The organism is Pseudomonas sp. F2 (genome assembly GCF_057174385.1).
Window position 1 is genome coordinate 6,063,227 of record NZ_CM169904.1, and the last position, 13,898, is coordinate 6,077,124.

The window sequence follows — 13,898 nt, forward strand, 5'->3', positions numbered from 1 at the left end:
TGAAAGGCGCACGTACGGTTCTTAGGGGGAGGCAGACCAGTAATGGTCTGTCTCTACCCGACTTGCCTGCCTTGCCATGGACACCATGACCGAGAACGACTATCTGATCGCCTGGGGCCTCTACGCCTTCGCCGCTGTGGGCTGCCTGTTGGTAGGGATGCGCCTGACCCGCTGGATGTGGCGCTGGCTGCGCGAGCCGCTGCGGGTGCTGATGGCAGTGTTGCTGTTCAGCCCGACCATCATTGATCCGGTGAAAGCCAAGGTCGCACCGTCGATCGCCATCACTGCGCTGGATCTGGCCTTCAAGGTCGGCAACAACGCGTGGCGGGCGGTTTCCGACCTGTTCATGTACGGCATGATTGCGTTCGGCATCTACCTGATTTTCGTGCTGATCCGCTTCCCGATCGAACGCGCCTCGCGCGCCCGTCGCGAGCAGGCCGAAGCGGCCAAGGCAGCGGCGCGTGCCGATGATCGCGACGACGATCAGCCGTTTGGCGGTGCCGGTGATGACCGTTACGGTCGCCCGCCATTGCCGAACAACCCGCAGCGCATGCGCGTCGAGCCGCGTCTGTAACCACGAGAGTCAGCACATGTGTGAACTACTGGGCATGAGTGCCAACGTGCCGACCGATATCGTGTTCAGCTTCACCGGCCTGATGCAGCGCGGCGGGCGTACTGGCCCGCACCGCGACGGCTGGGGCATCGCCTTCTATGAAGGTCGCGGTCTGCGCCTGTTTCAGGACCCGGCCGCCAGCAGCGAGTCGGAAGTCGCCAATCTGGTGCAGCGCTATCCGATCAAGAGCGAAGTGGTCATCGGCCACATTCGTCAGGCCAACGTCGGCAAGGTCTGCCTGTCCAACACCCACCCGTTCGTCCGCGAACTGTGGGGCCGTAACTGGTGTTTCGCGCACAACGGCCAGCTCGCCGATTTCACCCCGATCAAGAGTTTCTACCGCCCGGTGGGCGACACGGACAGCGAAGCGGCGTTCTGCGATTTGCTTAACCGCGTGCGTGCAGCCTTCCCGGAACCGGTCGATATAGAAGTGCTGCTGCCGGATCTGGTCGCCGCGTGTGCCGAGTACCGCAGCAAAGGCGTGTTCAACTGCCTGCTCAGCGACGGCGACTGGCTGTTCTGCTATTGCTCGACCAAACTGGCACAGATCACCCGGCGCGCACCGTTCGGCCCGGCGCGGCTCAAGGATGTCGATGTGATCGTCGATTTCCAGGCGGAAACCACGCCTAACGACGTGGTCACGGTGATCGCTACCGAGCCTTTGACCGAAAACGAAACCTGGACCCGTTACCAACCGGGCCAATGGAGCCTGTGGCGACGCGGCGAATGCGTCAGCCAGGGCACGACCGAATAAAGGATCTCTCCTCGATGTTGCTCAGTTATCTACGGCTGGTGTTGTTTGCGGCGGGCCTATTGATCGGTGTCCAGGTGCCGGGGTTCATCAACGATTACGCCAAACGCGTCGAAGCCCATCTGATCGAAGCGCAGACCGGTCTGCGCGGTTTTCAGGGTACCGCCGAGCAGTTCTTCAAGGGCGACTTGCAGGCGCTGGTCGCGCACTACCGCGCCAGTGACGACCCGGTATTTCGCAGCGATGCCGACAGCCTGAGCACCTTGCTCAACCGCCAGACGGCGCTGGATAAACAGTTTCAGGCGATGCAGGGCCCGTGGTACATCCGCTTCCTGCAAGTGGTGCTGGCCGCCGATCCGGACATTCGCAAGGAAACCTGGAACGGCTACAGCTACCAGATCCTGCTGACCCCGGAAGCGATGATCTGGGGCATGAGCGGCGCGTTGCTGCTGTCGTTCGGCATCGAGTGCCTGATTCGTCTGATTGATTGGGTGGTGCTGGGTGGCCGGCGTTTGCGCCAGAGCCGCCCGATTGAAGACCGCGACGTGCGCGGCCTCTAAAGCTTGCAAAGCTCTCTGTGGCGAGGGGATTTATCCCCGATGGGGCGCGAAGCGGCCCTCAACAGTGTGTCAGATAAACCTGATTGCTCAGGTTTCAGGACTGCTGCGCAGTCCATCGGGGATAAATCCCCTCACCACAGGTGTGATTACTGAGTGAGGGTGATGTACTTTTCACCCACCTTGCGCGCATACCCCGCCAGCACCTGCTGACACAACGTCACCATCTCCTCGACCCACTCCACGCCCACCCGCCACGACACCACCACCTGCAGATTCGGCGGGCGCTGGTCGATGTCGAGCAAAGTCAGTTCACCCCGCGCCAGTTCCTCGGCCACCAGCACCGGCGGCAATACGCCAATGCCGAATCCATCACCTAACAACCGGGTAATCGCCGACACTGAGTTCACGCAGTTCAGGCGTGGCGCGAGCACGCCGTTGGTCTGCATCAACGCCAGCAAGGTCCTGGTGCGGTCGGGAGTTTTTCGAATAAGTGATGATCCGTTCCCGCGCCAGCTCACCAAGGTCGGCGTACTCGCGGTTGTAGATCGAGTTGCTGGCGACGATCCAGCCCAGCGGATGGCTGGCCAGCTCGAGGCTGCGCACGCTTTCGTGGCGCACCAGATCGGTTTGCAGAACGATGTCGAGAAAGCCTTTTTGCAGCTGATCGCAGAGATTCAGCGAGGTATCGGCCACCAGCTCGATTTCCACCCTCGGGTACCGTTCGGTCATCTGCGCCACCAACGGGCTGAGCCAAGTGTGGATCACCGTGTCCATCACGCCGATGCGCACCCGGCCGACCTTGCTCGAGCGGGTCTCGATTGATTGCTTGAGCGCCGACATCGTATCGAGCATCTGCTCGGCATAATCCAGCACTTTCAGGCCTTCGGGCGTCAGGCTGACGCCGCGTGAATCGCGCAGAAACAGCTTTACCCCCAGCTCGCCTTCGAGCACCGCGATGCGGCTGGAAATCGACGCCTGGGTGGTGAACAGCTTGTCGGCGGTCAGGCGAAAACTCTTCAGCCGGGCGACCCAGACAAAGGTCTCGAGAAACTTCAGGTTCATGGCAACGGCTCGGTGACAAATTTTTCTTATGCCTAAGGCGGGTTTTTATTCGTTGGACGCAGCAGGGCCGGGCGACGAAAAATCGGCGCATCCGGTTCCCACGATAGGCGTCGTCGGAACTTCGAACAAGACCAATAAAAGCCTGCGGAGACTTGCCATGCGTGCGCCCGACACCCTCGACCTCCCCAAGAGCACGGCCCGCCCCGGACCGTTCGACTGGTATCGCAACATCAATCAGCAAGAGCGTCGCACCTTCTGGAGCTGCAAGATCGGCTATGGCCTGGATGGCATGGACACGCAGATGCTCAGCTTCGTGGTGCCGACCCTGATTGCCATGTGGGGCATCACCACCGGGCAGGCCGGGCTGATTCACACCAGCACGCTGATCGCCTCGGCCATTGGCGGCTGGGTGGCGGGGATTCTTTCCGACCGCATCGGCCGCGTGCGCACCTTGCAACTGACGGTGCTGTGGTTCGCCTTCTTCACCTTTCTCTGCGGTTTCGCGCAGAACTACGAACAGTTGCTGATCGCCCGCACCCTGATGGGCTTCGGTTTTGGCGGCGAATGGACCGCCGGCGCGGTGCTGATCGGTGAAGTGATTCGCGCCAAGGATCGCGGCAAAGCGGTGGGCATGGTGCAGAGCGGTTGGGCCTTGGGCTGGGGGCTGACGGCGATTCTGTATGCGCTGCTGTTCTCGGTGTTGCCGCCGGAAGAGGCCTGGCGGGCGCTGTTCATCCTCGGCATCGTTCCGGCGATTTTCGTGATTTTTGTCCGTCGGCTGGTGAAAGACCCGGAGATCTACCGCGAAGCCAAGGCGGCGCAAACCCCGGAAAATCCGGCGAAGTTCTATGAGATCTTCGCCCCGGGCATGCTGTTCACCACGTTCCGTGCCTCCTTGCTGACTACCGGTGCGCTCGGCGGTTACTACGCGATCACCTCGTGGCTGCCGACTTTTCTCAAGAACGAACGCGGCCTGAGTGTGCTCGGCACTGGCGGCTATCTGGCGATGGTGATTGTCGGTTCCTACGTCGGCTATGTGATCAGCGCTTATCTGACTGATCTGCTCGGGCGCAAAAAGAACTTCATCCTGTTTGCGGTCGGTTCGTTCACCATCGTCTTGCTGTACACGCAGATGCCGGTCAGCAATGGCGTGATGCTGTGGTTGGGCTTTCCCCTGGGCTTCTTCGCCTCGGGGATTTTCAGCGGCATGGGCGCGTTTCTCACCGAGTTGTTTCCGACGCGGATTCGTGGCTCGGGGCAAGGCTTCTGCTACAACATCGGCCGGGCGCTGGCGGCTCTGTTCCCGCTGCTGATTGGCCTGCTCAGTCAGAAGGTACCGCTGAGCGTGGGGATCGGTGCGTTTGCGGCGGTGTCCTACGGCGTGGTGATTCTGGCCGCCTTGAGCCTGCCGGAAACCCGTGGCAAGCAACTGGATGCGCAGTAACTGATAACCTGCCTTGCAAGTGTCCTACAGATAAAAAGACCAGAAGCTACAGGAGTGTTCACCGTGAGCCGCCTGCTATTGAACTGTGACATCGGCGAGAGTTTCGGCAGCTGGACCATGGGTCTGGACGCCGAAGTCATGCCCTTCATCGACTGCGCCAACGTGGCCTGCGGCTTCCACGCCGGCGACCCTGGCATCATGCGCAAGACCGTCAGTCTGGCCCTGAGCCACGGCGTGCAGATCGGCGCACACCCGGCCTATCAGGATCTGGTCGGTTTCGGCCGGCGTTCCATGGCCTATTCCGCGCAAGAGCTGCAAGACATCCTGCATTACCAGATCGGCGCGCTCGACGGCATTTGCCGCGCGCAGGGCGGGCGAGTCAGCTACGTCAAACCCCACGGCGCGATGTACAACGACATGATGGCCAACCCGGCACAGTTGCGGGCGGTGATTCAGGCCGTCGCCGCTTACGATCGCTCGTTGCCGCTGATGCTGATGGCCACCCGCGACAATGCGGCGGCGCAGCAGCTCGGTGATGAATACGGCGTGACCCTGTGGTTCGAAGCCTTCGCCGACCGTGCCTACGACAGTGCAGGTCGACTGGTGTCGCGGCAACTGGCGGGCGCGGTGCATCACGAGCCAGAAAAAATCATCGAACAGGCCCTGACCATCGCCCGTGGCGGCGACCTCGTGGCCAGCGACGGCAGTGCGCTGCATCTGCAGGCCAACACCTTGTGCGTGCATGGCGACAACGCCAGTTCGGTGGCCGCCGTGCGGCGCATTCGCGAGGCTCTGAATCAGCAGAGTGCGCCATGAATCCAAGGATTGAAGTGGTGGCGGTGGATTGCCTGATGCTGCGCCTGTTCGATGAAATCGCCGAAGCCAACATGCCGTGGATGCTCGCCGCCAGTGAGCGATTGCGGGCGGTGTTTGGCGCGCAGTTGATCGACTTGGTGCCGTCCTACACCACGTTGATGGTGCATTACGACCTGACCGCGCTGAGCCCGAGTCAGGCCCGTGAATTGATCGCTGAAGCGTTGATCGACCTGTCGCCAAATACACGAACCAGCGGCCAGTGCCATGTGTTGCCGGTCTGGTACGACCTGAGTGTCGGCCCCGAACTGGGCCTGTTGGCGCAGCGCAGCGGGTTGGCGGTGGAGGAGGTGATTCGTCGGCACAGCGCTCGCGAATATCAGGTGTTCGCCCTCGGCTTTGCACCGGGATTCGCCTTCATGGGGCTGGTGGAAGAAATCCTCGCGGCGCCACGCCTGGATACCCCGCGCAAAAAAGTCGCGGCCGGCAGTGTCGGCATCGCCGAACGGCAGACCGCGGCTTATCCGGTGGTGTCCCCCGGCGGCTGGAACCTGATCGGCCGTACCCCGGCGAAACTGTTCGACCGTCATCGCGACGGCTACAGCCTGATGCAACCCGGCGACACCGTGCGTTTCGAAGCAGTGAGCCACGCCGAGTTCATCAACCTGGGCGGCGACGACACACCGCTGGAGGCGCTGGCATGAGCCGACTGACGATTGAAGCCAGCACGCCGCTGAGTTTGTTGCAGGACGCCGGGCGTTTTGGCGTGCGCCATTTGGGCGTGACGCAGGGCGGCGCAGCAGATTGGTGTTCGATGAACTGGGCCAACTGGCTGCTGGGTAACCGGCTGGATCTGCCTGCAATCGAAATCACCCTTGGCGGATTTGCCGTAGTGGCGCAGGACGATTGCTTGCTGGCGCTGGCCGGCGCTGATCTCGGTGCGCAGATCGATGGTCAGGCGCTGGCGCCGTGGCGCAGTTTCAAGCTGGGCCAAGGCCAGACATTGAGGTTCACCCAACCGCTGGTCGGCGCCCGGGCTTATCTGGCCGCGCCCGGTGGTTTCGACGCGCCGCAGGTGCTGGGCAGCAGCGCCACGGTGGTGCGCGAAGAGCTGGGTGGACTGGATGGCATGGGGTTGCCGCTGACCAAGGGCGCGACATTGAGTTATCGCGGGGAGGTTCTGCAGGTGCGTGAAGTGCCGCTGGCGCATCGACCTGATTTGCGCCTCAATGCGCCGCTGGATCTGGTGCTCGGCGCACAGATCGGCCAGTTCAGCGGGCAAAGTCTGTTTGATGTGTTCAACAGTCCATGGGCACTGGACAGTCGTGCCGACCGCATGGGCATTCGACTGTTGGGCAAGGCGTTGCAGTACCAGGGGCGGCCGATGATTTCCGAGGGCATTCCGCTGGGCGCGGTGCAGGTGCCGCCGGACGGGCAGCCGATTGTCTTGCTCAATGATCGGCAGACGATTGGTGGCTACCCACGGTTGGGAGCGTTGACGCCGTTGGCGCTGGCGCGACTGGCGCAGTGTCTGCCTGGGGCGCAGGTGCGGTTAAGGCCGGTGGTGCAGGAAGTGGCGCACCGGGAGCATGTCGAGTATTTGCAGCGCTTTGGTTGAAGATCAAAAGATCCCAGCCTGCGGCAGCTCCTACATGGAAACGCGAACTTCCCTGTAGGAGCTGCCGCAGGCTGCGATCTTTTGCTTTTATTTGGACAGGAAGCGCATCCCTTCTTCCAACCCGCGCAACGTCAACGGATACATCTGGTCCTCGATCAAATCGCGCACGATATTGGTCGACGAGGTATAGCCCCAAGTGTCCTTCGGATACGGATTGATCCAGATGAGCTTCTTGTACTTTTCCATGAAGCGCTGCATCCACACGTAACCCGGCTCTTCGTTCCAGTGCTCGACACTGCCGCCGGCCTGGGTGATTTCGTAGGGCGCCATGGCGGCGTCGCCGATGAAGATCACTTTGTAGTCGGCGCCGTACTTGTGCAGCAAGTCCTGCGTCGAGAAGCGCTCGGAAGTGCGGCGCATGTTGTTCTTCCACACCGATTCATAAATGAAGTTGTGGAAGTAGAAGTACTCCAGATGCTTGAACTCGGTCTTGCACGCCGAGAACAACTCCTCGCAGATCTTCACGTGGGCGTCCATCGAGCCGCCGATGTCGAACAGCAGCAACAGCTTCACCGTGTTGCGCCGCTCCGGGCGCATCTGGATGTTCAGCAGGCCGGCATCCTTGGCGGTGTGGTCGATGGTGCCGTCGATGTCGAGTTCTTCCGCTGCCCCCTGACGGGCGAATTTACGCAGGCGACGCAAAGCGACCTTGATGTTGCGGGTGCCCAGTTCCACCGAATCGTCGAGGTTCTTGTACTCGCGCTGATCCCAGACTTTCACCGCTTTGCCCTGGCGCTTGCCGGCATCGCCGACCCGAATGCCTTCCGGGTTGAAGCCGCCGGAGCCAAACGGGCTGGTGCCGCCGGTGCCGATCCATTTGTTGCCGCCGGCGTGGCGTTCCTTCTGTTCTTCCAGACGTTTCTTGAACTCTTCGATCAGCTTGTCCAGGCCGCCGAGGGACTGGATCTGCGCGCGTTCCTCATCGGTCAGCGAGCGCTCGAATTCCTTGCGCAGCCAGTCTTCGGGAATCAATGCCTGCAGGTGATCGTCGAGTTTTTCCAGGCCATTGAAGTAGGCGCCGAACGCACGGTCGAACTTGTCGAAATGCCGTTCGTCCTTGACCAGAATCGCCCGTGACAAGTAATAGAACTCGTCCATGTCGGCGAAGGTCACGCGCTGTTTCAGCGCGTTGATCAGGTCGAGCAGCTCGCGCACCGACACTGGCACCTTGGCGGCACGCATTTCGTTGAACAGGTTGAGCAACATGGCATCAGCCTCTTAGCGAGAACCGCGACGGCTCATGAACGCCAGGCGCTCAAGCAACTGCACGTCCTGCTCGTTCTTCACCAGAGCACCGGCCAGTGGCGGAATGGCTTTGGTCGGATCGCGCTCGCGCAGCACCGCTTCGCCGATGTTGTCAGCCATCAGCAGCTTCAGCCAATCGACCAGTTCCGAGGTCGACGGCTTCTTCTTCAGGCCCGGCACCTTGCGCACGTCGAAGAACACGTCCAGCGCCTCGCTGACCAGGTCCTTCTTGATGTCCGGGTAGTGCACGTCGACAATTTTCTGCAGGGTCGTGCGATCGGGGAAGGCGATGTAGTGGAAGAAGCAGCGGCGCAGGAAGGCGTCCGGCAGCTCTTTCTCGTTGTTGGAGGTAATGATGATGATCGGGCGTTTTTTTGCCTTGATGGTCTCGTCGATCTCGTAAACGTAGAACTCCATCTTGTCGAGTTCTTGCAGCAGGTCGTTGGGGAACTCGATGTCAGCCTTGTCGATTTCGTCGATCAGCAGGATCACCCGCTCTTCGGACTCGAACGCCTCCCACAACTTGCCCTTCTTCAGGTAGTTGCGCACGTCGTGGACTTTTTCGTTGCCCAGTTGCGAGTCGCGCAGACGGCTGACCGCATCGTACTCGTACAGGCCCTGATGGGCCTTGGTGGTGGACTTGATGTGCCAGGTGATCAGCTTGGCGCCGAACGATTCGGCCAGTTGCTCGGCGAGCATGGTCTTGCCGGTGCCCGGTTCGCCCTTGACCAGCAGCGGCCGCTCCAGGGTGATGGCGGCGTTGACCGCCAGCTTCAGGTCATCGGTGGCGACGTAGGCCTGGGTGCCTTCGAACTTCATCTGCTAATCCTCGAACGGTAACGCCGACCTGCACGGGCAGGGCGGGGGCGAAAAAATCGGATGCCCCGACTATAACGCGCAGCCCGGTCGACTGTGAACGCAGACGGCTTATTCAGTCTCTGAATGGGGCGTCACATGTTGACTCGGTTTCGGCCAGAGGCCAGTATTCAGGTATCGCCGATTTGGCGATAGCCTGTCGGGCATGACGACTAAATACCGATTTCGCGACAAATACCGCATTCAGTTACGTGAAGGATCACCCGCCACCCCATGTCCACTTGATCGGTGGCGGTGTGGACGTGATGCTGAGCCTTGAAACCGTCGAAGTCATGACGGGCAAGGCACCGCCGCTGATTATCAAGGAAGCGCTGGCTTGGGTTGCGGCTCATCAAGTGCAACTGCTGGAGGACTGGAAACGATGTTACCCATGAAAAGGCCTCGTCTGACGGCTGTGCAGGCACTGTCAGGTTTTCGATTGAAACTGACCTTTATTGATGGTCAGGATCTGACCCTTGACCTGAGCCGAGATATCCACGCTTATCCAGGTCTGCAACCATTGCTTGATCCCGAAGTGTTTGCGGCTGCGACCCTTGACGACAATGGCTGGACGGTCGAATGGCTTGAGCCCGATATACAGATTGGCGCAGACACGCTTTATATGGATGCACTGGCCCAAAACACTGTCGATGAAAACACTCGGATTTTCATCGATTGGCGTGCACGTACCGGACTCTCACTGAATCAGGCAGCCGAGGCGCTGGGTGTCAGTGCCCGCAGCATCAGCCGATACAGTAATGGCCGGGAGGCGGTGCCAAGGTCATTAGCCTTGGCTTGTCTTGGTTGGGACTCATTGCAGCAAAAGTCCACGCTGGCGGCTGAAGAGTCTGGTCGATATGTCGTTAATCGTAAGAATTAGCCCGCATCCGGCTTCGGCCGCTCATACCGCGCATTGAAAGCCTGAATGAAGCCATTACGCAAAATCTGCAAGAACGCTTCGAACGCGCTGATGTTTTGCTGATGCACGTTGCCACTGAGTTCGACCTTGGTGGCGAACTGGTTTTTGGCCTGGTTCTTCAGCACGGTTTCCGTGCCGCCGACGATGGCCTCCCAGACGGAGCGGAAGATGCTCTTGTCCTTGTTTTCCACATCCTGCTGCCAGTTGAACACTTCGACGTCGCGCAGCAAGGGTTTGATGTAGCCGCTGACCTGGGCTTTTTTCGCCTGGGCTTCGATGACGACGTCGCCATGGCCGGCGTTGAAATCGAACTTGCCGTAGGCCGAGGCAAAGTCGTTCATGCTTTTGAGTTCGATGTCGCGGGCGCGCAGGCGGAACTGGAAGTCTTCGAAGTTGCTCAGCGGATCGAAGGTGGCGCTGGTCTCCAGCGGTGCATGGCCGAGCAGCTTGGCCTTGCCTTCGAAACGGGCGTCGCGTTTGCCCTGTTTGTCGACCACGTTGGTCAGGTTGTAGATGCTCGCTTCAACGTTGCTGGCGTTCATGTTGACCGGCGGTCTGGAGTTGAAATTACGAAAACTGATCTTGCCGTCGTGAATCTGTACTTCGTCGAGGGTGATTGGCAGCAACTTGCCCAGCTGCGCGCGCCAGTCGGTGCCTTTACCGGTCTGCGAGTTCTTCTTGTCGGCCCCGCCATCGACGAAGTTGATCTCGGGATTGAAGAACTGCACCTGCGCCACCACGGCATGGTCGTACCACAGCGAGTGCCAACTGACCGCCAGATCAATCACCGGCGCGTTGACGAACGGCACCGGTACTTTGCCGTCGACCTTGACGATTTTCAGGCCGTTGATCTTATAAGCGCCGCGCCAAAGGGCCAGATCGACATCGGTGATCTGACCACTGTAATCGCCCATGTCGGCGAGCTTGCCGTTCAAGTAATCGCGTACCACGTAGGGCAGGGCGATGTGCAGGGCGATCAGCAGCACGACGATGATGGCGAAAATTCCGATGGGCCAGCTGTAGCGACGCTTCATGGCGGTAGTTCCCGAACGATGTAAGCGATTGACTGTTGCGCGTCGCAGACGTTCGACCCGACTGGACTGCGTCAGGCAACAGGCATACCTTGGAAGGCTGAATTCAACGCTGCATAAGGACCCAGCCATGAGCCGTATTTTCGCTGACAACGCCCATTCCATCGGCAATACGCCGCTGGTGCAGATCAACCGCATCGCGCCGCGTGGCGTGACCATTCTGGCCAAGATCGAGGGACGCAACCCCGGTTATTCGGTCAAATGCCGAATCGGCGCGAACATGATCTGGGACGCCGAGAGCAGCGGCAAACTCAAGCCGGGCATGACCATCGTCGAACCGACGTCGGGCAATACCGGCATCGGTCTGGCCTTCGTTGCCGCCGCCCGTGGTTACAAATTGATGCTGACCATGCCGGCCTCGATGAGCATCGAGCGGCGCAAGGTGCTCAAGGCCCTCGGCGCAGAACTGGTCCTGACCGAGCCGGCCAAAGGCATGAAAGGCGCAATCGAGAAGGCTGCCGAAATTGTTGCCAGCGACACTGGCACATTCTTCATGCCGTCGCAGTTCGATAATCCGGCCAACCCGGCGATTCACGAAAAAACCACCGGTCCGGAAATCTGGAACGACACTGACGGTGCTGTCGATGTACTGGTCGCAGGTGTCGGGACCGGCGGAACCATCACCGGCGTTTCCCGGTATATCAAGAATACCCAGGGCAAACCGATTCTGTCGGTCGCCGTAGAACCCGTCTCTTCGCCGGTGATCAGCCAGGCCCTGGCGGGGGAAGAGATCAAGCCGAGCCCACACAAGATTCAGGGGATTGGTGCCGGTTTCGTACCAAAGAACCTCGATTTGTCGATGGTCGACCGGGTGGAACAGGTCACCGACGACGAATCCAAAGCCATGGCGCTGCGTCTGATGCAGGAAGAAGGCATCCTGTGCGGTATTTCCTGCGGCGCGGCCATGGCCGTGGCCGTGCGTCTGGCCGAGAAGCCGGAAATGCAGGGCAAGACCATCGTGGTGATTTTGCCGGACTCCGGTGAGCGGTATCTGTCGAGCATGTTGTTCAGCGATCTGTTCACCGAGCAGGAGAATCAGCAATAGTCGAATTGACTCAGATCAGCCGGGGTTCAGGATCGTTATGCTAATAAATGCTTTGTTGCGCAATTCTTAACACTGAATCTTGGGTTCAGCGGGTTTTTCCCGAGGCCGGTAGTGTTTATCATGGCCGGCTGCCATGCCGGGTAAAAGGCATTGCGCAGCGTTGTCTTTATTCAAGGAGTCGTTGATGACCTTTTCGTTAGCCGCCAAGGTGTTGGTGTTGCTGCTGTTTGTGGGCAGCATCCTCTATGTGCATTTGCGCGGCAAGGCGCGTCTGCCGGTCCTGCGTCAGTTCGTCAACCACTCGGCGCTGTTCGCTCCGTACAATGCGCTGATGTACCTGTTCTCCGGCGTTCCGTCCAAACCGTATCTGGATCGCAGCAAGTTTCCGGAACTGGATGTGTTGCGCGATAACTGGGAAACCATTCGCGACGAAGCCATGCACCTGTTCGACGAGGGCTATATCCGCGCCGCGGAGAAGAACAACGACGCTGGTTTCGGCTCGTTCTTCAAGAAGGGCTGGAAGCGTTTCTACCTCAAGTGGTACGACAAACCGCTGCCGTCGGCCGAAACCCTGTGCCCGAAAACCGTGGCGTTGGTCAGTGCGATCCCTAACGTCAAAGGTGCGATGTTCGCGCTGTTGCCGGGTGGCAGTCACCTGAACCCGCACCGTGACCCGTTTGCCGGCTCGCTGCGTTATCACCTGGGCCTGTCGACGCCGAACTCCGACGATTGCCGGATCTTCGTCGACGGTCAGGTGTACGCCTGGCGCGACGGGGAAGACGTGATGTTCGACGAGACTTACGTGCACTGGGTCAAAAACGAAACCGAGCAGACTCGCGTCATCCTGTTCTGCGACGTCGAACGCCCATTGAGCAACCGTCTGATGACCCGCATCAACCGCGCCATCAGCGCCTGGCTGGGACGCGCCACCGCCCCGCAGAACCTTGATGACGAACGTGTCGGCGGCATTAACCAGGCTTATGCCTGGAGCAAGAGCTTCAGCGACAAGTTCAGTGGCGTGGTCAAACAGTGGAAACGCCGCAACCCCAAGGCTTACCGCATCCTGCGTCCGGTTCTGGCGGTGTTGGTGCTGACGTTGCTGGGGTATTGGCTGTTTGGTTGAGGCTGGATGTTGAAATAAAAAAACCGCTCCTGGTGAGCGGTTTTTTGTCTGCTGATAAATCTAAAGTCGGCCAGCGGCGAGTACATTCGGCTCTTCGCTTTCAGTACCCTTTATCAGTAACTGCAGCAGACGCCTCTGACTCGCAGTGAGCGTTATCTCATCGGATTTTTTGCCGAGAGGGGGTATCTCGTTTCTGGAGGACGGCTTCTTTGTTGATTTGCTCATTTCTCCTCCTGTGTTGATCGATAATTGAACAGTTTTCACGATACTAGGTTCTCCAGGGTTTTGACAAGGCGGCCACCAGCGTCGAAGCCGAAGCCAAGCTCTTGATAGTGTGAAATCGCGCCCTTCAAAGGTTCTTGGATCTCGAGAACCTTGCTGCCTATGAGTTGGGCGTATTGTTCAATCACAATCATCGCCAGTGCCCCGATACGTCTTTTTAACGGATGGGATTCGTAGGGGCGTCCCTCCAGACGCACAATTCGTATTCTGTTTTTGCTGGCATTTGGATTTGCGAAACACAGCCCGCACAGTTCCTCTTCAAACCAGATAGCGATGTCCAGAGATAAAGGCTCTCGACCTTTCCACTCAATGACCTCATTCCAGCAAAAGTGCTGGTCTCTCCAGAGAGTTGATGCCTGAAGTGCTTGTTGGTTGATAGGTTCGAAACGTACTTTCGACAAATCGATGGCAGTCGGA

Annotated in this window: 14 protein-coding genes and 2 pseudogenes; 11 read left to right on the top strand and 5 right to left on the bottom strand. The window is 59.5% G+C overall.

The window, feature by feature from the left end; all coding sequences use genetic code 11:
- Window positions 1-76 precede the first annotated feature (76 nt).
- From AC193Q_RS27460 to AC193Q_RS27470, 3 genes are read left to right on the top strand one after another with little or no spacing between them, the layout of a single operon-like run.
- Window positions 77-574, top strand: coding sequence for an MFS transporter (locus AC193Q_RS27460; RefSeq protein ID WP_121184216.1), 498 nt, complete (start codon window positions 77-79; stop codon window positions 572-574).
- 16 nt (window positions 575-590) lie between these two features.
- Window positions 591-1,367, top strand: coding sequence for a class II glutamine amidotransferase (locus tag AC193Q_RS27465; RefSeq protein ID WP_007969599.1), 777 nt, complete (start codon window positions 591-593; stop codon window positions 1,365-1,367).
- Between the two features lie 14 nt (window positions 1,368-1,381).
- Window positions 1,382-1,924 (top strand): DUF2937 family protein, encoded by a 543-nt coding sequence (locus AC193Q_RS27470; protein WP_007969600.1) that lies wholly within the window; start codon window positions 1,382-1,384, stop codon window positions 1,922-1,924.
- Between the two features lie 146 nt (window positions 1,925-2,070).
- On the opposite strand, the pseudogene AC193Q_RS27475 reads toward AC193Q_RS27470, so the two are convergent.
- A pseudogene (locus tag AC193Q_RS27475) lies at window positions 2,071-2,986 on the bottom strand (LysR family transcriptional regulator).
- Window positions 2,987-3,143: 157 nt separating this feature from the next.
- Between AC193Q_RS27475 and AC193Q_RS27480 the strand changes: the two are divergent.
- The 4 genes from AC193Q_RS27480 (at window position 3,144) to AC193Q_RS27495 (ending at window position 6,861) form a co-directional block, all read left to right on the top strand.
- Window positions 3,144-4,430, top strand: coding sequence for an MFS transporter (locus tag AC193Q_RS27480; RefSeq protein ID WP_041070314.1), 1,287 nt, complete (start codon window positions 3,144-3,146; stop codon window positions 4,428-4,430).
- Window positions 4,431-4,493: 63 nt separating this feature from the next.
- Window positions 4,494-5,246 (top strand): 5-oxoprolinase subunit PxpA, encoded by a 753-nt coding sequence (locus AC193Q_RS27485; protein ID WP_121184220.1) that lies wholly within the window; start codon window positions 4,494-4,496, stop codon window positions 5,244-5,246.
- Window positions 5,243-5,947, top strand: a complete 705-nt coding sequence (locus tag AC193Q_RS27490; RefSeq protein ID WP_121184222.1) for a 5-oxoprolinase subunit B family protein — start codon at window positions 5,243-5,245, stop codon at window positions 5,945-5,947. The genes AC193Q_RS27485 and AC193Q_RS27490 overlap by 4 nt, the downstream gene beginning before the upstream one ends.
- Entirely contained in the window at window positions 5,944-6,861 is a 918-nt protein-coding gene (locus AC193Q_RS27495) for a 5-oxoprolinase subunit C family protein (protein WP_121184224.1), read from the top strand. The genes AC193Q_RS27490 and AC193Q_RS27495 overlap by 4 nt, the downstream gene beginning before the upstream one ends.
- Before the next feature lie 87 nt (window positions 6,862-6,948).
- On the opposite strand, the gene AC193Q_RS27500 is transcribed toward AC193Q_RS27495, so the two are convergent.
- Both AC193Q_RS27500 and AC193Q_RS27505 read right to left on the bottom strand, forming a co-directional pair.
- Window positions 6,949-8,127: a vWA domain-containing protein gene (locus tag AC193Q_RS27500; protein ID WP_047292337.1), complete on the bottom strand. Its 1,179-nt coding sequence runs from the start codon at window positions 8,125-8,127 to the stop codon at window positions 6,949-6,951.
- Between the two features lie 12 nt (window positions 8,128-8,139).
- A complete protein-coding gene (locus AC193Q_RS27505) occupies window positions 8,140-8,985 on the bottom strand; it encodes an AAA family ATPase (protein ID WP_025110627.1) in 846 nt (281 codons plus the stop codon).
- 202 nt (window positions 8,986-9,187) lie between these two features.
- Here AC193Q_RS27505 and AC193Q_RS27510 point away from each other — a divergent pair.
- Window positions 9,188-9,416 (top strand): annotated as a pseudogene (locus AC193Q_RS27510) (DUF4160 domain-containing protein).
- The gene (locus AC193Q_RS27515) at window positions 9,404-9,901 is read left to right on the top strand and encodes a helix-turn-helix domain-containing protein (RefSeq protein ID WP_041070304.1); all 498 of its coding nucleotides are present in this window, start codon (window positions 9,404-9,406) and stop codon (window positions 9,899-9,901) included. Before AC193Q_RS27510 ends, AC193Q_RS27515 begins: the two are co-directional and overlap by 13 nt.
- Here the strand turns inward: AC193Q_RS27515 and AC193Q_RS27520 are convergent.
- Window positions 9,898-10,974 (bottom strand): DUF748 domain-containing protein, encoded by a 1,077-nt coding sequence (locus tag AC193Q_RS27520; RefSeq protein ID WP_121184226.1) that lies wholly within the window; start codon window positions 10,972-10,974, stop codon window positions 9,898-9,900. The genes AC193Q_RS27515 and AC193Q_RS27520 overlap by 4 nt on opposite strands.
- Window positions 10,975-11,101: 127 nt before the next feature.
- On the opposite strand from AC193Q_RS27520, the gene cysK reads away from it, so the two are divergent.
- Together cysK and AC193Q_RS27530 are read left to right on the top strand one after the other, a co-directional pair.
- On the top strand, window positions 11,102-12,076 hold the full coding sequence (cysK, locus tag AC193Q_RS27525) for a cysteine synthase A (RefSeq protein WP_095667235.1): 975 nt from the start codon (window positions 11,102-11,104) through the stop codon (window positions 12,074-12,076).
- Window positions 12,077-12,260: 184 nt separating this feature from the next.
- On the top strand, window positions 12,261-13,199 hold the full coding sequence (locus AC193Q_RS27530; RefSeq protein ID WP_047292347.1) for an aspartyl/asparaginyl beta-hydroxylase domain-containing protein: 939 nt from the start codon (window positions 12,261-12,263) through the stop codon (window positions 13,197-13,199).
- Between the two features lie 260 nt (window positions 13,200-13,459).
- Here AC193Q_RS27530 and AC193Q_RS27535 read toward each other — a convergent pair whose 3' ends face one another.
- Entirely contained in the window at window positions 13,460-13,882 is a 423-nt protein-coding gene (locus AC193Q_RS27535) for a hypothetical protein (protein WP_483879035.1), read from the bottom strand.
- Between the last annotated feature and the right edge of the window lie 16 nt (window positions 13,883-13,898).